General features: G+C 38.5%; 25 protein-coding genes. 22 read left to right on the plus strand and 3 right to left on the minus strand.

Going from position 1 to position 25,069, the window contains the following annotated elements; genetic code table 11:
• Positions 1–176 precede the first annotated feature (176 nt).
• Positions 177–950, minus strand: a complete 774-nt coding sequence (locus GGQ60_RS12550; protein ID WP_183764473.1) for an SDR family NAD(P)-dependent oxidoreductase — start codon at positions 948–950, stop codon at positions 177–179.
• A 178-nt stretch (positions 951–1,128) separates the two neighbouring features.
• Here GGQ60_RS12550 and GGQ60_RS12555 point away from each other — a divergent pair, with 178 nt between their 5' ends.
• Complete coding sequence (locus tag GGQ60_RS12555; protein WP_183764476.1) at positions 1,129–3,483, plus strand: TonB-dependent receptor; 2,355 nt, start codon at positions 1,129–1,131, stop codon at positions 3,481–3,483.
• A gap of 3 nt (positions 3,484–3,486) precedes the next feature.
• Entirely contained in the window at positions 3,487–4,578 is a 1,092-nt protein-coding gene (locus tag GGQ60_RS12560; protein ID WP_221235941.1) for a PepSY-associated TM helix domain-containing protein, read from the plus strand.
• Between the two features lie 4 nt (positions 4,579–4,582).
• Here GGQ60_RS12560 and GGQ60_RS12565 read toward each other — a convergent pair whose 3' ends face one another.
• A complete protein-coding gene (locus tag GGQ60_RS12565; protein ID WP_183764479.1) occupies positions 4,583–4,999 on the minus strand; it encodes an SRPBCC domain-containing protein in 417 nt (138 codons plus the stop codon).
• A gap of 427 nt (positions 5,000–5,426) precedes the next feature.
• Here GGQ60_RS12565 and GGQ60_RS12570 point away from each other — a divergent pair, with 427 nt between their 5' ends.
• The 13 genes from GGQ60_RS12570 (at position 5,427) to GGQ60_RS12625 (ending at position 12,073) form a co-directional block, all read left to right on the plus strand.
• On the plus strand, positions 5,427–5,708 hold the full coding sequence (locus GGQ60_RS12570; RefSeq protein ID WP_183764481.1) for an Rdx family protein: 282 nt from the start codon (positions 5,427–5,429) through the stop codon (positions 5,706–5,708).
• A 15-nt stretch (positions 5,709–5,723) separates the two neighbouring features.
• Positions 5,724–6,212, plus strand: a complete 489-nt coding sequence (locus GGQ60_RS12575; protein WP_183764483.1) for an SMI1/KNR4 family protein — start codon at positions 5,724–5,726, stop codon at positions 6,210–6,212.
• Between the two features lie 280 nt (positions 6,213–6,492).
• The gene (locus GGQ60_RS12580) at positions 6,493–6,828 is read left to right on the plus strand and encodes a hypothetical protein (protein WP_183764485.1); all 336 of its coding nucleotides are present in this window, start codon (positions 6,493–6,495) and stop codon (positions 6,826–6,828) included.
• A 282-nt stretch (positions 6,829–7,110) separates the two neighbouring features.
• Positions 7,111–7,419, plus strand: coding sequence for a transposase (locus GGQ60_RS22900; protein ID WP_221235942.1), 309 nt, complete (start codon positions 7,111–7,113; stop codon positions 7,417–7,419).
• Positions 7,420–7,665, plus strand: a complete 246-nt coding sequence (locus tag GGQ60_RS22905) for a hypothetical protein (RefSeq protein WP_221235963.1) — start codon at positions 7,420–7,422, stop codon at positions 7,663–7,665.
• A gap of 84 nt (positions 7,666–7,749) precedes the next feature.
• A complete protein-coding gene (locus tag GGQ60_RS12590; RefSeq protein WP_183764487.1) occupies positions 7,750–8,097 on the plus strand; it encodes a hypothetical protein in 348 nt (115 codons plus the stop codon).
• 5 nt (positions 8,098–8,102) lie between these two features.
• Entirely contained in the window at positions 8,103–8,495 is a 393-nt protein-coding gene (locus GGQ60_RS12595) for a hypothetical protein (protein ID WP_183764489.1), read from the plus strand.
• Positions 8,496–8,610: 115 nt separating this feature from the next.
• Positions 8,611–9,165 (plus strand): REP-associated tyrosine transposase, encoded by a 555-nt coding sequence (locus GGQ60_RS12600; RefSeq protein ID WP_183764490.1) that lies wholly within the window; start codon positions 8,611–8,613, stop codon positions 9,163–9,165.
• A gap of 213 nt (positions 9,166–9,378) precedes the next feature.
• Positions 9,379–10,224, plus strand: coding sequence for a hypothetical protein (locus tag GGQ60_RS12605; RefSeq protein ID WP_183764492.1), 846 nt, complete (start codon positions 9,379–9,381; stop codon positions 10,222–10,224).
• A 25-nt stretch (positions 10,225–10,249) separates the two neighbouring features.
• A complete protein-coding gene (locus tag GGQ60_RS12610) occupies positions 10,250–10,732 on the plus strand; it encodes a hypothetical protein (protein ID WP_183764494.1) in 483 nt (160 codons plus the stop codon).
• 109 nt (positions 10,733–10,841) lie between these two features.
• The gene (locus GGQ60_RS12615; RefSeq protein WP_183764495.1) at positions 10,842–11,096 is read left to right on the plus strand and encodes a hypothetical protein; all 255 of its coding nucleotides are present in this window, start codon (positions 10,842–10,844) and stop codon (positions 11,094–11,096) included.
• A 149-nt stretch (positions 11,097–11,245) separates the two neighbouring features.
• A complete protein-coding gene (locus GGQ60_RS12620) occupies positions 11,246–11,521 on the plus strand; it encodes a hypothetical protein (RefSeq protein ID WP_183764497.1) in 276 nt (91 codons plus the stop codon).
• 3 nt (positions 11,522–11,524) lie between these two features.
• On the plus strand, positions 11,525–12,073 hold the full coding sequence (locus GGQ60_RS12625; protein WP_183764500.1) for a 3'-5' exonuclease: 549 nt from the start codon (positions 11,525–11,527) through the stop codon (positions 12,071–12,073).
• A 94-nt stretch (positions 12,074–12,167) separates the two neighbouring features.
• On the opposite strand, the gene GGQ60_RS12630 is transcribed toward GGQ60_RS12625, so the two are convergent.
• A complete protein-coding gene (locus tag GGQ60_RS12630) occupies positions 12,168–12,536 on the minus strand; it encodes a hypothetical protein (protein ID WP_183764504.1) in 369 nt (122 codons plus the stop codon).
• Between the two features lie 303 nt (positions 12,537–12,839).
• Here GGQ60_RS12630 and GGQ60_RS12635 point away from each other — a divergent pair, with 303 nt between their 5' ends.
• The 7 genes from GGQ60_RS12635 to GGQ60_RS12665 all read left to right on the plus strand — a co-directional run bounded on the left by GGQ60_RS12635 (position 12,840) and on the right by GGQ60_RS12665 (position 25,009).
• A complete protein-coding gene (locus GGQ60_RS12635) occupies positions 12,840–13,340 on the plus strand; it encodes a hypothetical protein (protein ID WP_183764506.1) in 501 nt (166 codons plus the stop codon).
• Positions 13,341–13,786: 446 nt separating this feature from the next.
• Positions 13,787–17,785 (plus strand): hybrid sensor histidine kinase/response regulator transcription factor, encoded by a 3,999-nt coding sequence (locus GGQ60_RS12640; protein ID WP_183764509.1) that lies wholly within the window; start codon positions 13,787–13,789, stop codon positions 17,783–17,785.
• 141 nt (positions 17,786–17,926) lie between these two features.
• Positions 17,927–19,249 (plus strand): BNR repeat-containing protein, encoded by a 1,323-nt coding sequence (locus tag GGQ60_RS12645; protein WP_183764512.1) that lies wholly within the window; start codon positions 17,927–17,929, stop codon positions 19,247–19,249.
• A 19-nt stretch (positions 19,250–19,268) separates the two neighbouring features.
• A complete protein-coding gene (locus tag GGQ60_RS12650; protein ID WP_183764522.1) occupies positions 19,269–21,440 on the plus strand; it encodes a glycoside hydrolase family 43 protein in 2,172 nt (723 codons plus the stop codon).
• Entirely contained in the window at positions 21,440–22,573 is a 1,134-nt protein-coding gene (locus tag GGQ60_RS12655; RefSeq protein ID WP_183764524.1) for a glycoside hydrolase family 88/105 protein, read from the plus strand. The genes GGQ60_RS12650 and GGQ60_RS12655 overlap by 1 nt, the downstream gene beginning before the upstream one ends.
• A 15-nt stretch (positions 22,574–22,588) precedes the next feature.
• Entirely contained in the window at positions 22,589–23,836 is a 1,248-nt protein-coding gene (locus tag GGQ60_RS12660; RefSeq protein ID WP_183764526.1) for a DUF2264 domain-containing protein, read from the plus strand.
• Between the two features lie 51 nt (positions 23,837–23,887).
• Positions 23,888–25,009 (plus strand): glycoside hydrolase family 43 protein, encoded by a 1,122-nt coding sequence (locus tag GGQ60_RS12665; protein WP_221235943.1) that lies wholly within the window; start codon positions 23,888–23,890, stop codon positions 25,007–25,009.
• The last annotated feature ends 60 nt before the right edge of the window (positions 25,010–25,069 follow it).

Below are 25,069 nucleotides of genomic sequence, written 5' to 3' on the forward strand. Positions count from 1 at the left end.
GCACACCACCAAGAACTACTGCATGCTCATTCCCTGATTCTATATCATCCGGTAAGACACCAACCAATGGAATAAATTAGGCGGTACGGGACGAAAAGGCACGAAGCAGGGCAATAATATTAAATTATACACAGTTGATTTAATGAAAAATAACTAACTATAGCTAAACTATAAGATTAAGTTTTGTAAATTCCTGCAGCCATTTTTTCGATAAATCCTTTTGGCAAAATCCTGTTGGCATATACACTGATGATATTGGTAAAACCCGGAATAATTTCAGCTTTCCCGGCGAATAAGCCCTTAATGGCAATTTCGGCTACTTTGTCTGGTTGCATGTTAAACTTTTCTGCCATTTTGCTAAAAGCATCCAATCCTGCACGGTGTGCAAACCCCGTATCAACAGGACCGGGGCTCAGACAGCTCACCGAAACCGGACCATCCTTTAATTCGAACCTTAGCGCCCTTGTAAAAGATAGAATAAAAGCTTTTGTGGCAGAATAGATGGCTAAGGTCGGTACCGCCTGGTAGGCTGCGGTACTGCAAACATTAAGTATATATGCTTTTTTTTCTATCAACAGTACCGGAAGCAGTAGATGGCACAATGCCGTTACCGTAGTCATATTTAATTGACACATCTCTAGCTGAGCAGCTAAATCCAGTTCTCCAAATTTTCCCCACAAGCCATAGCCTGCATTGTTGATCAGGATCTGAATGGCATAATTGTTCTCCGTTACCCAGTTTAATACGGCCTTAGGGGCTTCAATTTGGCTGAGATCGATTGCTAAGCTATGCACTTCAACATCATATTGGTTTTCAAGAGCGGTTTGTAAAGCATTCAGCTCATCAACAGAGCGGGAAATAAGCAATAGGTTGATTTTTCTTTTGGCCAGTGCTATGGCCATAGATTTGCCAATACCTTTACTGGCCCCGGTGATCAATGCGTATTTCATCTTTGTTTCCAACATCTTTTTACTCCAAATAGTTTAACGCAAATATCAAATAAATTAAATCTTATGCCTTATTTATTTTGAAATGATGAATGATTAAACACCAGTGAGCGATCTTTTTTAAGTTATTATTTTTAACAAGTCTAAATAATGTTAGCTTTGCCGAAATTTTACTATTTCAATGAAACATCCATACATATCATTTTTTGCTACCGCTTTTATCATCATACTATCCACCATTTCACTCTACGCCCAAACAGGGAAGGGAACAATTAGTGGAAAAGTTGTAGATTCTTTAGGAAATAGTATACCTTTCGCCAATGTACAGGTTAAAAAACAGCATCTTAAAACCACTTCTGACAAAACAGGTACATTTAATCTACAGACTGTTCCTGCCGGAAACCAACAGGTTAAAATTTCGGTTACAGGTTACCATTCGCTTGAGCAGGAGGTGTCTGTTGCTGCAAACGATACAACCGAAGTAACATTTGTTTTAAAGGAGCAAACAGAGGGATTAAATGATGTAATTATTTCGGCAAGCCGAAGGCCCGAGTCGTTATCGCAAACACCATCGTCGGTTACGGTGCTTACCGCTAAGGAATTGAGTACACAATCGGCCATTAGTCCGAATTTGGCGAACATACTTTCGTACAGCGTACCGGGATTAGGTTTTTCTACCAATCAAACGGGTAACTCTGGTCAGACTTTACGGGGTAGAAACGTTTTGGTATTAATTGATGGTATTCCGCAGTCTACTCCATTAAGGGCAGGAGGAAGGGATATCCGCAGTATAGATCCTTCAGTTATCGGGCGTGTTGAAGTAATTAAAGGTGCCACCGCAATTTACGGTAATGGAGCAGAAGGTGGTTTAATTAATTATATTACCAAAAAGGCCGACGATGGAAAGTCATTCGGTGGGTATTCTCAGGCCGGAATCACAGGGAATTTAAAAGGCGATAGCACCATTGGCTACCGTTTCTCGCAGCAGCTTTATGGTAAAACCGGCAAATTTGATTACCTGGTGAGTGGGATGTTCGAAAAAACCGGCGTTTTCCGCGATGCTGAAGGTTTGGTCATCTCGCCGGAATATGGTTTAGGTGAAACCAGATCTTATAATGGTTTTGTAAAGTTGGGGTATAACTTTAGCCCGAAACAGCGTTTGCAGGTGATGTATAATTATTTCAGTTCCAGACAACATTCTAAATACATCACCAAAGAAGGTGTTTATGGTCAATCGCCGGCTATTGGTATTTATGGGACAAGATTGGGTGAAGATGAAGGGACAAGATTTAACCATAATGCCAATTTACAATATACCAACCAGCAGGTTTTCGGCAGAACCGATTTAACAGCAAATGTGTATTACCAGGACTTTTATACCATTTATTCGAACTCGGCATCATTTTTCGGAGGAGGCCAATCGGCGATTACGTCGACCAAAAAAGGTGCAAGGGTTAACCTGAATACACCTCTTAATATTACAGATCGGGTACCCCTGCAACTGAACTATGGTTTGGATCTAATGAACGATAAAACCGCTCAAAGTTTAACCGACGGCCGTTTATGGGTGCCTAAAATGAATATGGTAAACTTTGCACCCTATCTGCAGGCCTCTGCAACTTTAATCAACGATCTGGTTATAAAAGGAGGCTTGAGGGTCGAAAATATTAACATTGATGTAGATGATTTTAATACCCTGGCTACCGGTGCAAATGGTGCAGGAAGCATAGCTGTAAAGGGCGGTAAATTAAATTACAATGCTTTGGTGTTTAATGCCGGAGCACGTTATTCAAAATTCAGGTTTTTTAATCCCTTTATCAGTTACGCACAGTCGTTCTCCGTATTTGAGTTAGGCAGGGTATTAAGGGCGGCAAAAAGCAATACCTTATCGCAATTAGAAACTAAACCGATCATTGTAAACAATTATGAAGCTGGTTTTAGCAGCAGCATAGGTAAACTGAATTTCAGTGCTGCTTATTACTACAGCACTTCTAAACTGGGCGCCAACCTGTTAGAGGTAAATGGTACCTATATTTCTCAACGTATCCCCGAGCGTGTATATGGATTTGAAATCCAGGCAGATTATCAGGTTTTGCAGGAGCTGAGTATTGGTGGTAATTATGCACAAGTAGAGGGTAAAGGCGATGTCGATAACGATGGTAATTTTAACGGGGAGAAAGATGTGTATTTAAACACCACCCGTATCCCACCATCAAAAACTACGGTTTACCTGAAGTATTCGGGCATTAAAAACTTAAGTTTAGATGTAAACTGGATGCGTGTAGGAAATCGCGACCGTTTTAAAACCAATGCTGCCGGTAAATATTTAATCGGCGAAGGTCCGGTAAAAGCCTTCAATTTATTTAATGTGGCAGCAGCATACCAGGTTACACAACCGTTAAAACTAACGCTAGGAATAGAAAATTTATTAAATAAAGTTTATTATCCTGCTATTTCGCAGTTTTACGGCAGCAATGTAAATTATGTAAGGGGTAATGGGCGCAGATTTAACCTGTCGCTGGGTTATGCTTTTTAAGTAATGAAGAACAGGAAGTTTAAAAATGCCGTCAGGAACATCCACCTGTGGTTAGGCCTGGCAACCGGCCTGGTGGTCATCATCATCAGTATTACCGGGGCGCTCTATGTTTTTGAAGAAGAAATCAGGGATTTTACGCAGAAAGATTACCGCTACGTAACACTTCAACAAAAGCCTTTTGCAGGTTTAGACAAAATCATTTCAAACTTCGAGAAATTATCGCCAAAGGATGAGCTGAGGGTAATCAGAATTGAGGAAGGGCTTCCCAATGCTACGGTAGAAATTACCACTAAAAAGGCTTCGGTTTACTATTTTAATCCGTACAATGCAGAATTGGTTAGGAAAGGTAGAGAAGATTGGCTCGAAGTGATAGAGCACCTGCATACCTCCTTATTACTCGGTAAAACCGGTAAGTTTATCGTACAATGGTCGGTGGTTATTTTTGTCCTGATGCTCATCACCGGATTGATCCTCTGGTTCCCCGGCCAGCTGCGCTTGTTAAAACAATCGTTAACCATTAAAAGAAAAGCATCATTTAAACGCCTCAATTACGATTTACACAACGTTTTGGGCTTTTATGCATCTGTTGTGTTATTGATTACTGCTTTAAGCGGTCTGTACTTTGCTTTTAAGGAAGTGAAAAATGCGGCCAGCTTTTTTACCGGAAGTAAATTGGGGCAGGGCAAAGCCATCGTTTCAGCTCAGCCAACTCATACCGATCCGTTGGTTATACGCTACAATAAAATCTATACCGAAGCCAAAACGAAATACCCTGGTGCTATTTCCACCAGTTTTTCGCTGCGCGGTAAAGGCGAGTTGCGGTTAAGAATGATTTACCCGTACCGTTGGGCACGCCGGCAGAATACCTTTTTTTACGACGAAGCTACTGGCACGATGATCAGGGCCAAATTGTATAAAGATTTTAACGGTGCCGATTTGATTGAAGCCACCAATTACGACCTGCACACCGGCAGGCTATTGGGGCTTCCGGGTAAAATTCTTTCATTTTTAGCGGCTTTGGTGGCAGCAAGTTTGCCGGTTACCGGTTTTATTATCTGGTGGAAAAAAAGGAAAAAGCGTAAAAAGAAAGCGTAAAAATCTATAATTCCGATTCGGCATAGGCTTTAAGCTGGTTCAGCCCCGATTGGCAAAACTCCTGTTGCATGGCAAAATCAAGATCTGCAACAGGCTCAAAGATTTCGGTAAGGGTAACCGGGTTATTTCCCGTAAAGGTGATCAGGCTTTTCCGTCCATCGTCTAATGTATATGCAATTCGTTCATGCTCAATAATTTCGGTGTACGTTCCGCTAAAGTCAAAACTTTCGGTTCCGTCTTTTCTGGCCATGGCATATAAAAAACCGCCACCTAATACCAGGTTGTTTTCAATTTTTTTGTTGATCCATTCATCTGACGGTGCGTTCCACTTCATGATGTGTTCGGGTTCATTCCAGATTTTCCACACCAGCTCAACCGGTTGGTTTATTTCAATTGCGGCAGTTAAAGCATTCTTGTTCATACAAGCTAAATTAATGGTTCGCTTCTACTTTTAAGAGGTCATTAGCGACAAATTAAAGGGCGATTTGAGCGCAGCATAAAAATATCTTCTTTTAAAGAAGGAAATGGTTCGCCATCTGTTTTTCAGACTCAGGCTGTATGATTATCCAGCTAAAGCAAACAAAAAATGCTTTATGGATGTACTTATAGTTCCTCTAACACGGGAAAGTTGGAAAAAGGGTAAACATGGATGTGATTACCCTTTTTCTTTTTTGACAACATTTTGAAGGGTATACTTGTTTTGGTTCATTTTGTTCAGTGTTGATAACAGCGTCTCAGAAAATAAGAAGGTATTTGCTGACTAATGTAAATGAATCCTGATGCTTACTCAGGCATAAGACCATTTTCTCTCCCTCCGGATTTTTTTGTACCCTTGTAAAAAAGTTAAAATGGAGAAACCACTTGTTAATATCACCTACTGCCCGAAATGTGGCTGGATGTTACGTTCTGCTTACCTGGCGCAGGAAATTTTAACCACTTTTGTGGAGGACGTTAAGGGGGTAACGTTAATCCCCAGTGAAACGTCCGGTGTTTTTACGGTTCATGTTGGCGAAAAGCTGATTTTCGACAGAAAGCAGATGCAACGTTTTCCAGAAATTAAAGAATTAAAACAGCTCGTTCGTGATGAAGTGAATCCCGCAAAAGATCTCGGACATGCTGATATAAAATAATCCATTGATGATAATATGGAAATAAAATATTTAGGCTATTTAAGAGATAATCCGGATGCTTATCCAAATGAAATAGAATATAAATTAACTATTGAGCCAATTTCCTTACAGGAAATAGCAACATTAGAACAATTGTATAATAATGGCAATCCTTTTCCTAAAGTGTTAAAGGAACTATTATTTTTGGCTGGAGCATTTTGTTATGTTTTAGATTTTGGAACCTTTGATAGCCAACAAGAAATGCAGGATTATGTTAGAGATCGTATGACTTCTCGTAGCAGAGTTATCTCTAGACCATTTTACGCAGTTGATGTTTATAATCAAGGTGATCAATTTCTTTTTATTTATTTAGATGAAGGCGAAGATCCCCCTGTTTACGAAGGACTTTATTCTGGAGGGGGCGTTAATTTTCCGGATTGGATCCATTCTGTTTCTGTGAAATCACTTTCCGAATTAATTAGTCATAGAATTGATAGGCAAAAAGAGGGTAGAAATCCATTTTAGTCATTAGGTATAAATATTGTATATTATTGTGCTATATATTTGATTCAATAGCCCCCCTCGCTGGCGCACGCGTGCCGCGTGTGAAATAAAAGCTATAACATCTTAAAAGACCGCCATAGCCGCGGTCTTTTAAGATGTTATAGCTTTATTGTTGAACCACATTCCATATAATAAATGAACCGTAAATATAAGTTTATACTGGAGATAAAGGATTCATGGAATTTGAAGAGATGGGGAGGGAAATAGCTATTAGTAAACCATAATATTTGAAAACATTGACATGTCAAAATTAAAAAAATATACTTTACAGTTTGTAAAACGTAAACTAAGCAATGGAACTGTTTATCCTAATGTTCTTCAAGAGACAAATGGAAGTAACAATTCTGTTTTATCTTTCATAGAAGCTCTGGATAAGCATGATTGCGAATCTTTCATTTATGATTTGGATAGATGTATTGATGGGCATACTAATGTTGATGAAGGGTTCTTCTCTGATTCAGTAGAACATATGGATATTTTGTATGAATATCCATATGTTAATATTGATGATGTATTAATTATTCCGATGCTTGATATGAAAGAGTTATTAGAGGAATGGTTGGAATTTATTAAGTAAAAAGTTGTTTTTGCCATGGCTAGCGCACGCGTGCCGCGTGTGCAAAATAAAGCCAGCTATGTAAAATATTAGGTCGTAGCCTTTAGTTACGATCTTTTTTAGTTAAAAGACCAATGCTTTTTCCATGTTGTTTGAGTCATAATTTTATTGTTGTAGGCTTTGTAAATAAAGATTGGCTTTGGCAACCCCTTACTAGCGCAAGTCTTAGCGGGCAAGGCGGTGCGCTGTATGACTTGTGCTTTTAAATGCTTTATTATCTCTTGTAATCATTTATCTTTAATCATGAGTATAAAATATAAGTTTCATGATTCAACAGCAATATACTTTGTTTCTTTTGCAGTTGTGGGCTGGATTGATGTTTTTACGCGTACGGTTTACCGAGACCTCCTACTGGAAAGTTTAACTTATTGTAGAAAAGAAAAAGGCCTTAATCTGCATGCCTGGGTAATTATGAGCAACCATGTACATTTAGTTGTGAGTAGCAGAGAGGGATATTTATTGGCTAACATGATGCGCGATTTAAAGAAGTATTCAGCAGTTAGGATCTTAAAGGAAATAAAAGACTGTTCGATTGAAGGCAGAAAAGAATAGATGCTTTACTTGTTTGCTAAAGCCGGGCAACAAAATAGCAATAATAAAAACTTTCAGTTTTGGTGGCAGGATAATCATCCCATCGAATTAGATCTTTATTCGAATATGTTCGAAGAACGGATTAATTGTCTGCATAATAATCCAGTTGAGGCTGGGTTGGTAGCAAATGCCTCAGACTATTTATACTGTAGTGCTATAGATTACGAAGGAGGGAAAGGATTGATTGGAATTGATCTATTGGTTTAACCACGGCACAAGTCAGGCCGCTGCTTAAGCCCTGGGCGCTAAGACTTGCGCCAGAATTGGGGACATTTTCAACATCAAAATATCTTGAAAAAGGCAGATCCTCAACCGAACACCTTTGACATAAATAATGAGTTTGTGTTAAATGGAACAGTTTACAAAATGAAAGCTACCCATATGCAGCTAAATCCTAGTTGGACAGAAACTGATATCATATATGAATATTCTTATGCTCTTTCTAAAAAGAAAAACCCATCAGTATCGAACTATAAGTTGTCTGGCGAACATGGAAGAACAGATAGATGGTATGAGACTACTTATGAAAGCACATTAATGGATGGGACACATGTAGATATTAAACATATAAATTATCATAGGTATAATCTTCAAAATACATTTAATGATCATTACAGTTATTTTCAATTAAATTTTTAATAAACATGAATAAAGCAAAACAGTATCATTTGAATTTTAGAGTCTTTTCTCGTGATGATGGTAGAAAAAGACCGAATGTTTATTCAGATACAGACTCAAATGGAACTATTAATGGAGATGTCGCCAGTTTTATGGACTCTCTAGGGCCAGATGGAGTTGATTGGGTTGTTGATGAAATAATGACCCTTAATGCATTTAATTCTAACACTAATGGTTATACAATTATTGGGAGTTATGAGGTAGTAGTAGAAATATATTCTCCACCAGCTAGGGCTGTTTTTAATTTGGGAGGAGGCGATGACGTGGTGCTACCTTTACAGGATTTTCTAGATATTTTAGAAGAGTGGAAACTTTTTTTAAACTCACTTCCTTATAAACATTATCTATCGAATAAATAGATTGAATTGGTACTTTCTCCCCTCACTAGCGCAAGTCTTAGCGGGCAAGGCGGTGCGTTGTATGACTTGTGCTTTTAAATGCTTTATTATCTCTTGTAATCATTTATCTTTAATCATGAGTATAAAATATAAGTTTCATGATTCAACAGCAATATACTTTGTTTCTTTTGCAGTTGTGGGCTGGATTGATGTTTTTACACGTACGGTTTACAGAGACCTCCTACTGGAAAGTTTAACTTATTGTAGAAAAGAAAAAGGCCTTAATCTGCATGCCTGGGTAATTATGAGCAACCATGTACATTTAATTGTGAGTAGCGGAGAGGGATATTTATTGGCTAACATTATGCGCGATTTAAAGAAGTATTCAGCAGTTAGGATCTTAAAGGAAATAAAAGACTGTTCGATTGAAAGCAGAAAAGAATGGATGCTTTACTTGTTTGCTAAAGCCGGGCAACAAAACAGCAATAATAAAAACTTTCAGTTTTGGCGGCAGGATAATCATCCCATCGAATTAGATCCTTCTTCGAATATGTTCGAAGAACGGATTAATTATCTGCATAATAATCCAGTTGAGGCTGGGTTGGTGGCAAATGCCTCAGACTATTTATACTGTAGTGCTATAGATTACGAAGGAGGGAAAGGATTGATTGGAATTGATCTATTGGTTTAACCACGGCACAAGTCGGGCCGCTGCTTAGGGCCGGGACGCTAAGACTTGCGCCAGAATGGGGAAAAGGACATCGTAGAAGAAGAAAAGAAAGAACCTTCATTTGATCAGTTATTAGGGGCATTAATGAAAGTGCCACCACCGAAGAAATAGGCATTTTTATTTTAGAGAGATATTTACTAATATAGTTCTCTTAAATCCATCAAATTAACCTCTATGTTAAAATTCTTCTCTTACAGATTTAATCTAGTTGCATCTTTGCAAAAAAGCCTATTTGATAACAAGACAAAAGAAGAATATTTCCATGATTTAATAAAACTTTTAAGAGATAACAATAAGGCTCAATTCCATCATTATAATTCAAAATTCATCTTATATTTTTACAACTCTCTTGCTGACGATATACATCTATTAACACTAGCAAAGGAAGAAAGCTATACCAAACCTATTGAGGGAGAGTTAAACGTTATTCAAGTTACAGATGTTAGAACACCTTTTATATATGTGATACTTGATGTTAGTAGACAGATCATCTTGATACAAGATAGAGCTGCCGTATTTCAACCAGATTTCGCTCAGGCAAGGCTTAGAGACTATTTCACGCAAAACCTCGTTTTAAATAACATAACTGTTGCATTAGAGCCAATTGTTGACAACAAAACCTTTTGGGAGGAAGTTGATGATGCCGATTCAATCGAAGAATTTGACTTAACGTTAAATGCGCCTAATCTTTTTAGAGGTCGATTTAAAGCTTCCGAATTTGTAAGAGAAGTTTATGAAGATTTTAATATTTCTGAGTTTACTATAAAACTTAAAAGTAAAATTGGCCAATTAAAATTAATGAAAGATAATGTTCAAGATTTTGTGGCTCTTGCTTCTGCGGGTGCAGGAACATTTATTTTAAAAGTTCTAAAAGATGGCCAAAGAAAGGTTATTAGAAGTTATCAAAGAATTGTTAAAAAATTCTATCCAACAGACAATATTGAAGAACTTGATGTGGAAAGATTAAAGCAGGATTTGGAAGAATTGGATAGAATGAATGATTCGGGTAAAGACAATTAGCAATGAAATTTATTAAATCAATATCATGGATTTTTTTTGGAAGCATTTTTTGCTATCTGGTGTTGCTTTTATTAAGCTTGACCTATCAAAGATTGCCGATAATGATTTTATATTCAATTTTTTAGGAATTTTATTAGGTTTTTCGCTTACCATATTCACTTTTATAGTTTCTCTGGTTGAAAAAATAAAAGAAAAAGGAGAAATGAAATTCCAAAATGATAATAACAAACTCAAAAAACTACAATCAGTAATAGACGACTTATATGTGGAAATTAAGGATGATATTTATTTTACATTTCTTTCCTTAATCATCATTGCTTTAGCTTATTTATTGGAAACCTCAATTGGAGATTTAGACTTAAAATATTTTGTCATTAACAAAACAGGTTTATTTAATTCCATTAGGCTGTCTGTTTTCCTCTTGAACTTGTATGCTATTTATGATTTGATTATAGTTTCCTTTCAGTTGTCAGATACTGTTGGAATATTAAAAAAGGCTGAGGATTAATTTCTTGGTGTAAAGTAATATATCATTGCCAAAAATAATTTCGCTATAATACAAAAAGGTTCTAGGATGCATCTTGGTCCATTCATGCCTTTTAAATAATTAAATTGTTATGAGTACAACGATAAAATATAAAAATCTATCTGGCGAGCAGATAACGAGCCAGCAGGCGCAGAATATTAAAGATTATTATTTTAAGGAAGAATATGATGAAAATTTTGATCTAAGAAAAAAGATAAGTTATGATCATGGAGAAATCTTCAATGTAATTCATTATTTGAAAAATGATGAGGATCTTAACAGTGCTATTATTTACTCGTCAAATCAATATGGGGGGGAGGATTTTATTTTAATAAACAAATTATAAATAATTATGTAACTTGGGATATAGAATATTATGAGAACCTAGTTAAAGTTGCTAAAGCAAAAGTAGTATATAATGATCTTGGAGAAAAAATAGCTTATCAAACATTAAACATTACGAATGATGAAATAATAAAGACATATAAGTATTTTATGCTGAAAGATTTTGGATTGTTGTCTGATTTTGTACCTGTTACAAAAAATGGGCTTTTTGAATTTTATTACAACTATCCCGATCTAAATGCTGAGGATATATTTGTTTCAATAAATCTATTATTGTACGTAGACGCAAGTGGAGGTGGATATATTATAAATTCTGACGAAAATGTATTTTTAGAGGATAGTATGCTTTCCTCAGTATTTAATTGGAATGATCATCATTATTATCATAGTGCATCGCCGTTAATACCTATTACGTCAACTGTTTAAACCATGCCAAATCTATTAGATAAAATAATCATCATTGATGTAGAATCTACCTGTTGGGAAGGGGCGAACCCAGTAGGTATGGAAAGTGATATCATCGAAATTGGTATCTGTTTACTTGATGTACAAACTGGAGAGATAACAGATAACAGGGGGATTTTGATCAAACCAGAACGATCTGTTATTAGTCCGTTTTGTACATCATTAACCACCATTACACCAGAAATGGTAGCTGAGGATGGGATATCATTTAAAGAGGCCTGCTCTATCTTAAGAAAAGAATATTTATCTCAAAAAAGGGTATGGGCAAGTTTTGGCGCTTACGATTTAAAACAATTTCAACGTCAATGTGCTGCTATGGGTGTTGGCTTTCCTTTTGGTCCATCGCACATTAATGTTAAAACTTTGTTTGCCTTAAAAAACAAATTAGGGCATGAGGAAGGAATGGCTGGTGCACTTAAAATGTTGCAGATCCCATTAAAAGGTACCCACCACCGTGGAGTGGATGATGCCTTTAATATTGCAAAAATTTTAAACTGGATTTTAAATAATTAATTATTCTTTAACTACTCCCTACTAGCCCCTCACTAGCGCAAGTCTTAGTGTCGAGGCTAGCGGGGCTGGATGACTTGTGCTATCATTATTGATCTTAATAAGTATATATGTTGTTAACTGCGCTGATATAACTGTTAACTGCAAGCATAAACTTACCAACTGCAAGTATAATGTTGTTAACTGCAAGTATAGAACTGTTAACTGCAAGCATAAACCTACCAACTGCAAGTATAATGTTATTAACTGCGCTGACAGAACTATCGACTGCAAGTATAGAACTGCGAACTGCTAGTATAATGTTGTTAACTGCGCTGATAGAACTGTTAACTGCAAGTATAGAACTATCAACCGCAGGCTCTGAACTATCGACTGCAAGTATAGAACTGTTAACTGCAAGTATAGAGCTGTGAACTGCAAGTATAGAACTGCGAACTGCAAGCTCAGAACTATCAACTGCAAGCATAAACCTACCAACTGAAAGTATAATGTTGTTAACTGCACTGATAGAACTGTTAACTGCAAGTTCTGAACTACCTTCATTTATGCCTTATCTGAGCAAAAATATTTTGTAGATTGATTTATTGTATTTATCTTGCCTATGCAAATCGATAATCAATAAAGTTCTAACATAACAGAGACGGTATAAGCAAATCATTTTTTTAACAATATTACTTAGGGGAGCGTTTTAGAAACGCATTTTCAATTGATCTCTGTATGGAGTTGATTGTCGGTTTGCAGCCCCTAAGTATATTTTTTTAACAATGTTATGCAAACCGACAATTGTAAAAACCCAAACACACAGCTCCCAAATCAGGTAGCAGCTGTAACAGGATTCAGGAAACTGATTGAAACCTATTTCGATATGATTGGTTTATCGGATGTGAATCAATTCCTTACCGAAATGCTTAGCGCAGCTATCGGGCCCGATCCGCGCTCTGGTAAACACAAGCCCATTACTATTGCCAACGCCCTTTATGATGTAAACAATATCATCAGCCTGCTTACCAAAACAAAACTTTTGGCCAATGAAGAAACCTTTCAGCGTTATGCCATAAACCTGGGTTATCACCTACAAGCTGTTGGCAAATTTGATGTAGAGCATCTATCTGAACTATTATATGTTGGATTAAATGCCTACATCTTTCAGGAGGATGATTTTGAAGGCGCAACCTTAAAATTTTCTGCCGAAATTACTGCCGCATATAAAATGATTTACGATTGGCTGTCAGACTGCGATGCCTGGTGTAAGTCTGTTGAGTGTGATTAATGTGATGAAACTATCGGTTTAGCAGCTACACTATAACCGTTCAAATTTTAATTGGCCATTTAACTTATACAGCTATGAGTGAAAACACCCCCCTCCTAATTTAGGAGGGGTGCCCAACCAGCTTATTTTTTACCCCCCCCCTCGCTGGCGCACGCGTGCCGCGTGTGACAATTTAAACCAGAAATATATTTTATTTTTTCAAATCTAAGTAAGCCCCTACTTGCTACAATCATCTATTTTTGGTTTACCATAGTTTATTCATGTCTTGAACAGGTATTAAGCGTATGAGAAGTTATACTGTTTTTGCTATTTAATCCTAAGCAACAGTGCTTAGCTGAGTTTTAGGAAAATATGTATATTCGTTTCGTACCAAGTAATACTACGGTACTGTTTTCTCTATGTTCCTTATTCAAAAAAAAACGGCCTGCTTCATACTTTTTTTATGTATGGGCGCAGGTATTTGTTTTGCCCAGCCTCCAGCCGTTCCCCTTAAATACTTGGGGGTAGAAAGTGGTCTGTCTAACAATGTGGTAAATTCCTTGTATTTAGATCACTATGGCTTTATGTGGATGGGTACCTATGATGGGTTGAACCGTTACGATGGCTATCACTTTAAAGTTTTCAGAAATGGGTGGGGAGATGAACACTCGTTGATAAATAACCATATTACAGTCCTGAACGGGGATGAAAATAACAGGGTTTGGGTAGGTACGCAAAAGGGAATTTCCTATTATGATTATGCCGATTCCAAGTTTCATCAATTGATTTATCAGGATAAAGACGTAAAAAATAAAGTAAGTTATGCTGTTAATTCGATAGCAATAAGTCAGGCCTTGGCCGTTTACGTGGCTACTGAAGAAAAGGGCCTGTTCGTGCTCAAAAAGAATAGTGACGTTGCAGAACGCATACCATTTGGTAAAAATTTCGATTTTACCGTAAAAGCTTTATACATCGATGAAGATCAAACCCTCTGGCTTTTTATAAAAGATGTAGGGCTTTGCAGGTACGATCATGCCAAAAAGATACTCCGATTAGTAACTACTGCCGTACGTTCGGCAACTTGCATTACCAAAGAAACTAACCAAATGCTTTGGATTGGAACGGAGCGGGGGCTCTTTCAGTTTAATAAAACCAATGGTAGCCTGAGCAGGTTTAACCAGCATTTGAGTAATGAGAACATCATGGGGCTATTGTTTGATCGGCAGCAAAAACTCTGGATTTCGACTGATGGCGGGGGAATTGCCGTATACAATACGAAAACACAACAAACAGATTACCTGTCTTCAGGAAAAGAAAAAGGCCTGCTGAGCAGTAACTCCGTAGCCCAGGTTTATGAAGACCGGGAATCCAGAAAATGGATTGCTACCTTACGTGGCGGGGTTAACATCATTGATCCTGAAAACGAACAGTTTACTACCATTAAACACGATCCATTAAAGCGCAACTCCTTAATTAACAATTTTGTACTCTCATTTAGTGAAGATGAAAATAAAAACATTTGGATCGGGACCGACGGGGGAGGTTTAAGTGTTTGGAACCGAAAACAGAATACTTTTACCAATTATGCTAAAACCGGCGATCCAAACTCGTTAACCAGTAATTTCGTAACCAGTATTTTAAACGATGCAGATCACAACGTATGGGTAGCCAGTTTTAGCGGGGGGATAGATCGTTTTAATAAAACAACCGGGAAATTTGTTCACTATAACTGTTATAACACCGTTAAAGGCGTTTACGATATAAACATCTGGAAGCTTTATCAAGATAGGCAACAAAATATTTGGGTAGGTACCACTAAAGGGGGGGCATTGTACCGCTACAACAAAAAAGCCGATAAATTTGAACTTTTCGACCCCAATTTGAAGGACATCCACAGCTTGTTCCAGGATTCGAAAGGCAGGCTGTGGGCGGGGAACTATACCGAACTCATCGAAATCGATCCAATAAATAAAAAACACCGTTACACGAAGATCAACTTTGCCATTAGGGCTATTCAGGAAGGGAGTAACCATCAAATATGGATCGGCACTGAAGGTGGAGGTTTATTGCTTTTTAATCCGCAAACCAAAAAAATAAAACGATATATCCAAAGTGATGGCTTGCCCAGTAATTCGGTGCTCAACATCCTGCAGGATTCGCAAGGTAATTTATGGTGCAGCACGTACAACGGCCTGTCAAAATTTGATGTTACACACCAGAGCTTTAAAAACTATTATGCTACCGATGGCTTACAGAGCAATCAGTTTAATTACAATGCGGCATTAAAACTATCGAACGGTAACTTTTTATTCGGGGGGATTGGTGGCTTTAGCATGTTTTCGCCTGATAGCATTAAAAAAAATAAACGCGTACCTAAAATCGTGTTAACTGATTTTAGGATCAATAATGTTCCACTCGATCAGGATTCAAATTACCATAATATTTCAGTGGTAGATTTAGCAAAAATAGATATCCCTTTTAGTGTTGCGGTGATTTCTATCGATTATGCGGCAATAGAATTCTCTTCCCAGGATCAGATTTCTTACGCCTATTATCTCGAGGGTTGGGATAGGGATTGGAATTATGTAAATAAATTAAGTACGGCCTACTATTCGAGACTGAATGAGGGCCAATATAAATTACACATTAAGAGTACCGATACCGAAGGTGCCTGGAGTAATAACGAAAAAATTGTAACCATTACCATCTTGCCACCCTGGTACCGCACCTGGTGGGCTTATACCATTTACCTGATTTTAGGCTCATCCTTATTTTATCTTTTCCAAACCTACCGCAACAGGCAGAGAAGACTCAGGCACGAGGTCGAAATTACCAACCTTAAAATGGAACGCGAAAAAGACCTGAATGAAAAGAAACTAAATTTCTTTACCAACATTTCGCATGAGCTGAGAACCCCTTTAACTTTAATCGTTAATCCGATTAAAGATATCATCAATAAAAAAGAAGCAGGGACAGAGAAAAACGACTTAAATGTAGTTTACCGCAATTCGAGAAGGTTATTAAGCCTGGTAGACCAGTTATTGCTGTTCAGAAAGACAGAAAGCGAAAACGACGCGTTAAAAATTGTCAGGATCAACCTGTATAAATTTACAAAAGAGATCTTTCTTTGTTTTAATTATCTGGCGAAACAGAACCACATCGAATACACTTTTGAATGCGAGGAAGAAGATCTGGATATTTATGCAGATAAAGACAAACTCGAAATTGTTTTTTTTAACCTGCTCTCGAATGCACTTAAGTTTACTCCGAAAGGCGGCTTTGTGAAATTTAGTGTTAAAACACTTGGCAGGCGTGTGCAGATTGAGGTGAGCGACAGTGGGCCTGGTATTCCGGCACATGTGGGCGAAAAATTATTCGATAAATTTTATAAAGTGATGTCGAACGAATCGCTAAAAATGGGGTTCGGTATCGGGCTTTATCTGGCCAAAAACTTTGTAGAATTGCATAAGGGTAAAATTTCGTTCCGTTCCAACCAGGGAAAGGGGACCATATTTTTAATCGATATTCCGGTAGGCGAACCGAACCTGCAGCACAATGGTGTTTTCCAGAACGAATTAACCTATGTAAACGAGCTCATTGCGCAGGAAGAAGAAGCTGAAGAAAATAATGATGCCGAGCATATGGGTAATCTCGAATTGCTTATTTCAGATTTACACTCCATTTTGGTGATTGATGATAACCTGGACATTATTGACTACATCAAGCACATTTTTCAGGATAATTTCAAAATTTATAAGGCCGAGAATGGAATAGAGGGATTGAAACTTTGTAAAGAATACCTGCCTGATATTGTCATATCAGATGTAAACATGGATGGCCTCAACGGTATCGAACTCTGTAAGGCAATTAAAGACGATTCTGCCCTGAGCCATATTCCGGTAATCCTGCTTACCGGCGACCCTAGTCCGGAAGTAAAACTTAAAGGAATTGAAGTTGGTGCCTACGATTTTATCAGTAAACCTTTCGATAAAGAGCTTTTTACGGCCAAAATTAATGGCATTATTAAAAACAGGACCAATCTCCAGTCTTATTTCTACAACGAGATAACCCTGAAGAGCGATGTGCACAAAGTATCGCAGGAGGATAAAGGTTTTCTTCAAAAGTGCATCACCATTATTGAAGACAACCTGATGGAAGACAGCTTTAACGTAAAAACACTGGCTGCCGATCTTGGAATGAGCCATTCTAATCTTTACAAAAAAATTAAAGCTACTTCTGGCCAGTCTATAAATGGTTTCATCCGTTTTATCAGGTTAAGAAAAGCAGCCGAATTGTTAATTAATACCAATTTAAATATTAACGAAGCGGCCTTTAGGGTAGGAATAAATGATAGTAAATATTTTAGGGAGCAGTTTCAGAAACTGTTTAAGTTAACGCCCTCGGAGTTTATTAAAAAACACCGGAGAAGCTTTCATAAATACTATAATATTAATGCGACCACATAAAAGTTACGCTATTTTGGCCTTTAAAAGGCATTTATCTTAAAACGCCCCCTGCAAAGTATGATTTAGCCCCCTGTGTAAAGTTTAAAAATTTCGGTACTTCGGCTTTACCAAACACAAAAAAGAGAAGCCTGAACTATTTTAATGTATCAACCCTCGAGTAAAAGTATATTGCTAACCTGTGCGTTTATAAGTATCAGTATACTGAGTATTGCACAAACACCAAAACTGAGTACCATTGCCGGTAACGGCTGGGCAAACAACTCGGTAAACACGGTTATTTTTCGTAAAAATTCGTTGGTCAGCTTTAATGGTAACCAATATGCAGCTTATTATGATCAGGAGCAAAATGTGGTATTGGCTAAACGCAAAATCGGTTCAGCCCGCTGGACATTAGTGACTACACCCTATAAAGGCGATGCTACCGATGCCCATAAGTCAATCAGTATCATGGTAGATGGCAATGGTTTTCTTCATATTGCCTGGGGCCAGCATAATAATCGTTTAAATTATGCCAAATCGGTTTCGGCAGGTTCATTAACTTTAGGCGATAAAGAGAATATGCTCTCTGTAAAAGAAAATAAGGTCAGCTATCCGGAGTTTTATAAACTGGCTAACGGCGATCTTTTGTTTTTTTATCGTGATGGAGGCTCTGGCAATGGAAACCTGATGATCAACCGTTATAACTTAAAGACCAAAAAGTGGATTCGTGTACAGGATGGCATGATAGACGGTGAAGGCCAGCGCAATGCATATTGGCAGGTTGCTGTAGATCAGGCAGGTACGATCCATTTATCGTGGGTATGGCGCGAAAGCCCCGATGTAGCCAGTAACCACGATTTATGTTATGCTAAATCAACCGATGGAGGTATAAGCTGGGTAAAATCTGATAATGAAAAGTATGAGCTTCCCATTACGGCGGCCAATGCAGAGTATGCATTTAAAATTCCGCAGAGAAGTGAGCTGATTAACCAGACCTCGATGTTTGCCGATGCCAAAGGCAAGGTATTTATTGCAGGTTATTGGCGCGGCGCTAACGAAATGGGGCCTCAGTACCACCTTGTTTTTAAAACCGATAGCAGCTGGAAGGTTAGTAACCTTAATTTTAGAAAAACAACGTTTAGCTTAAGTGGTACCGGTACCAAGCGGATTCCGATTTCGCGGCCACAGATTATCGTTTGGCCAAATGGAAGTCATTATGCCGCAGGTTTATTGTTTAGGGATGCTGAACGTGGAAACAAGGTATCTATTGCATTAAACGATGATCTCGGAACAGAAAACTGGAAGATTAAAGACCTTGTCAAAACGGGTGTGGGCGACTGGGAACCTACTTATGATACCGAACTTTGGAAAACTAAAAGAATGTTGAGCCTATTTATACAAAATGTTACCCAGGTAGATGGCGAAGGAAAAGCGAACCAGGCACCTACACAGGTGCAGGTATTAGATTGGAAACCAGAAAAATAAAACATTAACTACCGCACAAATGAAATATCCATTAGCAAAATATATCCTTTTTTTCGTACTGATCGTTTTATCAGGTACAATTGCTGCACAACCTCAAAAATCTGTTAGGCGCACAGCAGAATCAAAAGAAAATGTGGCTTATCTTTTTACCTATTTCACCGGAAATTCGAAAGCAGAGGAGGCCATTCGTTTTGCGGTGAGTACCGATGGTTATCACTACAAAGCTTTAAACTACAACAATCCGGTTATTTCTTCCGAAAAAATCAGTAGCACAGGTGGTGTCCGCGACCCGCATATTCTCCGGGGCGAAGATGGCAAAACCTTTTATATGGTAGCTACCGATATGGTTTCGGCCAATGGCTGGAACTCGAACAGGGCAATGGTACTCCTGAAATCGAATGATCTGATCCACTGGACATCAGCAGTTGTTAATATCCAAAAGCGTTTTCCAAACAACGAAAATCTGCTGCGCGTTTGGGCACCGCAAACCATTTACGATAAAACAACCAAAAAATATATGATTTATTGGTCGATGAAACATGGCGACGACCCCGATAAAATTTATTATGCTTACGCCAATGCTGATTTTACCGACCTGGAAACCACCCCGAAGCAACTCTTTTTTAGTCCAACCAACAGTGCCTGCATTGATGGCGACATTATTTACGATAAAGGAAAATACAACCTGTTCTTTAAAACAGAAGGTAACGGCAATGGCATTAAAAAAGCCGTTTCTGATCAACTAACCGGAGGGTATGTATTACAGGACAAGTACCTGCAGCAAACCAAAGAAGCGGTAGAAGGGGCAGGAGTTTTTAAGTTAAACCATAGCGATGAGTATATCTTGATGTATGATGTGTACATGAAAGGCCGTTACCAGTTTACCAAAAGTAAAGATTTAATAAATTTTAGTGTGGTTGATCAGGATGTTACAATGGATTTTCATCCCAGACATGGAACTATTTTGCCAATTACCCAACCGGAACTAAGCCGCTTACTTAGTCAGTGGTATACCGTCGAATCGGTGTTACAAACTGCACAAAACAAGTCGATCAATAAGAATAACATCGTTTTGGATAGTATCAATCAGAAACTTTACCTTCCGGTAAACTACGGAACAAACGTAAAGGCTTTTGATCCACAATTTAATACCTTTAAGCAAATCGGCATCACGCCGAAAGGAAAAATAGATTTTTCCAATGGCCCGGTAAAAATTAAGGTGAGTATTCCTGGTCAGCAAGCCAAAACCTACGAAGTAAGCGTTGCAGTAGCCAATAACCCCATGCTAAAAGGCTATTATGCTGATCCTGAAATTTTATATTCCAATAAAACTTCTAAATATTATATCTACCCAACCAGTGATGGTTTTGATAACTGGAGTGGAACTTATTTTAAAAGTTTTTCATCAACCGACCTGGTTAACTGGAAAGATGAAGGCACGATATTAGACCTCCAAAAGGACGTTTCATGGGCAAAAAGGAATGCATGGGCACCTACTATTATCGAAAAGAAAGTAAATGGGGCCTATAAATATTACTATTATTTCACCGCTGCGCAAAAAATTGGTGTTGCCATTGCCGATGATCCGGCCGGACCGTTTAAGGATAGTGGAAAGGCCTTGATTGCCAGTAAACCAAGGGGGATAAAAGGTGGGCAGGAGATCGATCCCGATGTATTTAACGATCCTAAAACCAATAAAAATTATTTGTACTGGGGTAATGGTTATATGGCCGTTGCTCCGCTAAATGATGATATGGTTTCGATTGATACCAGTGCAATTAAGATAATTACCCCCGATAAAAGCTTTAGAGAAGGTACCGAAGTGTTTTACCGGAATGGAAAATATTACTTCTTATGGTCGGAAGATGATACGCGAAGCGAGAATTACCGGGTAAGATATGGTTTTTCTGACTCGCCTACAGGAAAAATAACCATTCCCGAAAACAACCTGGTTTTGGCCAAAGATGTTGCACAGGGTATTTATGGTACAGGCCATAACAGTGTAATTAAAGTTAACGGAAAAGACGAGTGGTACATGGTTTACCATCGTTTTACCCGGCCAAAAGGAATTTCGATGGGAAGTGCTGCAGGCTATAACCGCGAAGTTTGCATCGATAGAATGGAATTTAATGCGGATGGAACCATTAAGCCTGTTAGACCAACCGTTAATGGCATTAAACCGATACACTAATGAATTTAAAATTATATAAAGCGTTTTTCTTACTCTTTTTCTCCGCAACTGTGGCTGTAAATGCCCAAAAGCTGCAACCTAAAGAAGAAGTGCTTGAAATGATCAACAGGGCAAATGCTTTTTGGCAAAGCAATAATAAACCACAGGTACGTGCTTTTTGGGATCATGCAGCTTATCATACCGGGAATATGGCGGCTTATGAAATTACTAAAAATGAAGCCTACCGTAAATATTCAGAAGATTGGGCAGAACATAACAAATGGATGGGCGCAAAATCGACCGATAAATCAAACTGGAAGTATAAATACGGGGAAACAGATGAATATGTATTGTTTGGCGATTGGCAGATTTGCTTTCAAACCTATATCGATCTATATCATTTAAAACCAGAAGAATATAAAATTGCAAGGGCAAAAGAGGTAATGCAATATGAAATGAGTACCCCCAATAACGATTATTGGTGGTGGGCCGATGGCCTGTACATGGTAATGCCCGTAATGACCAAGCTTTACAAGGTAACCGGCGATCAAAAATACCTGGATAAACTGTACGAATATTTTATGTATGCCAACAGCATTATGTACGATAAAAAAGAAAAGCTTTATTACAGGGATGCCAAATATGTTTATCCGAAACATAAAAGTATCAATGGTAAAAAAGATTTTTGGGCAAGGGGCGATGGTTGGGTGTTTGCAGGTTTGGCAAAAGTGCTGAAAGATCTGCCTCTTACAGATCCACACCGGAACGAATACCTGACCAAATACCGCAACATGGCCAAAGCAATCGTTAAAAGTCAGCAGGCAGAGGGCTATTGGACAAGAAGTATCCTCGATCCGCAACATGCACCAGGACCCGAAACCAGTGGAACTGCTTTCTTTACTTATGGTTTGTTATGGGGCATAAATAATGGTTATTTAAAAGAAAAAAACTATTGGCCGGCAGCACAGAAAGCCTGGACATATTTAACCCAAACCGCATTACAGCCTAATGGTAAACTGGGGTATGTGCAGCCCATAGGAGAAAAAGCCATTCCCGGGCAGGTAGTTGATGTAAACTCGACTGCGAATTTTGGTGTAGGCGCATTTTTATTGGCAGGAAGTGAAATGTACCGCTATTTATCGAACAAAAATTAAATTTTTATGGAGAAAATGAGACTTAAATATATTTTAATTACCGCTTTATTGATCATCTTAACCGGTGGATCTCTTTTTGCACAAAAGAAAGCGAAAAATACCAAAGGTGCAGCTTTAAGCGATAGGCAGTTTTGGTTGCAGCAAATGGATAAAATGGTAAAGCCTGTTTTATACAATTTAGCTAACGACAGTTTAAGGATAGCGATGCCCAAGGTTACCTCTATTCACATCGATAACAGAGATCACCGCATTAAAGTACAATATGTAGAGGTTTTGGGCAGGGTTTTAAGTGGTATTGCACCATGGTTGCAGTTAGAAGGAGGTTCGGCAGAAGAGGTGGCTTTACGGAAGCAATACCGGGAGTGGACCATTAAAGGGATAAAAAATGCATTGGATTCTAATGCCAAAGATTTTATGACTTTCGATATTGGCGGTCAACAACTGGTAGATGCATCTTACATAGCCCTTGCGCTGATCCGTGCACCATGGCTTTGGGAAAACCTCGATAAGAAAAACCAGCAGCTGATGATGCAATCTATCGTGACAACCAGAAGATTCAAACCTGTTTTCTCTAACTGGTTACTCTTTTCAGCAATGAACGAGGCTTTTTTAGCCAGATTTGGCTATAACTGGGACCCCATGCGCGTTGATTATGCCCTGCAGCAAATGGAACAATGGTATACTGGCGATGGAATGTATACCGACGGAACATCATACGCCTTCGATTATTACAATAGTTATGTTATCCATCCTTATCTGGCTACGCTGGCTAATATCTTGGGGCCGAAAACAAACAGCTATAAAGAAATGTTCGAGAAGATTAAAAAACGTAATGAACGGTATGCCATCATCCAGGAAAGATTAATTAATGCCGATGGCACTTACCCTGCAACCGGCCGTTCCATTATTTACCGCGGCGCTGCATTTCATCATTTGGCCGATATGGCCTGGAGAAAAGCTTTGCCTAAACAGTTAAGTGCGGCACAGGTACGTTGCGCTTTAACAGCAGTAATCAGAAAAACTTTAGAAAGCCCTACCACCTATAAAAATGGCTGGTTAACAATAGGTTTGTATGGCGATCAGCCTAGTCTCGGCGATTTCTATAATAATCAGGGTAGCCCATACATCGCATCAAATATCTTTTTACCACTGGGTTTACCGGAATCAGACCCTTTTTGGGCCAACCCGGCTGAAAAATGGAGTGCGCAAAAAATCTGGAGCGGTGAGAATTTTGAGAACGATCACAGTGCCAGTTTAAAATAATAGCGGATAACCGAATTAGAGTATTTATAATGTTAAAATTAGTTGATTAAAATGATGAACAAGAGAATCAGTTTTGTTTTAGGATTTATAGCCCTTGGTTTGGGCTTAGGTAGTGATGTTTCTGCGCAGCAAACCTATACCTCTTTTACGCCAGGTAAAATTTGGAAGGATGACAAAGGTGTTCATATCAACGCCCACGGCGGAGGGATTGTGGAGCATAAAGGCATTTATTATTGGTTTGGAGAGCATAAAATTGAAGGGGAAAAAGGAAATACGGCACAGGTTGGTGTGCATTGCTATTCATCAAAAGATTTGTACAACTGGAAAGATGAAGGCATTGCCTTGTCGGTTTCTGAAGATTTGACCAGCGATATTGCCAAAGGCTGTATCCTCGAAAGGCCAAAAGTGGTATACAATAAGAAAACCAAAAAATTTGTAATGTGGTTTCACTTAGAGCTTTTGGGTAAAGGTTATGCAGCAGCCAGATCGGGTGTAGCCGTTGCCGATCGCCCAACCGGACCCTATACTTTTATTAAGAGCTATCGTCCGAATCCTGGTAAAATGCCTTTTTATGCTGCAGGTACCGCCGAAAACGATAAGGTTAACTGCGAGCAGCCAGCCAATAAAAGTGACGGTTTTTTCTGCAGGGATTTTCCTGGCGGACAAATGGCCAGAGATATGACCGTTTTCGTGGATGACGATGGAAAGGCTTATCATGTATTTTCGTCAGAAGAGAATTTTACCTTGCATTTGGCCGAGCTAACCCCGGATTATTTAGGACATACCGGAAAATTTATCAGAATTTATGTAGGACAGCAAACCGAAGCACCAGCATTGTTTAAGAAAAATGGAACTTATTATATGATTGGTTCTGGTTGTACAGGCTGGGCACCAAATCCGGCCAGGTGGTTTAAAGCAAACTCGATCTGGGGGCCCTGGACTTATATGGGAAATCCTTGCCAGGGTGAAGGAGCTAAGCTAACCTATGGTGGGCAGAGTACCCATGTGTTACCGGTACCGGGCAAAAAGGGCGAATTTATTTTTATGGCAGATAAATGGGTACCAAAAAATGCAATTGATGGTCGTTATTTATGGTTGCCGATCAAATTTGAACAGGATAAAATTTCAATAAACTGGGCAGATGAATGGGATCTGAGCGTGTTTAAAAAGTAAGAAAAAAAGCAAAATTTTTATATAAACCTGGATGATGGATGCGTAAAAATACGCAAAATG

The organism is Pedobacter zeae, from assembly GCF_014196715.1.
Classification (GTDB): domain Bacteria; phylum Bacteroidota; class Bacteroidia; order Sphingobacteriales; family Sphingobacteriaceae; genus Pedobacter; species Pedobacter zeae.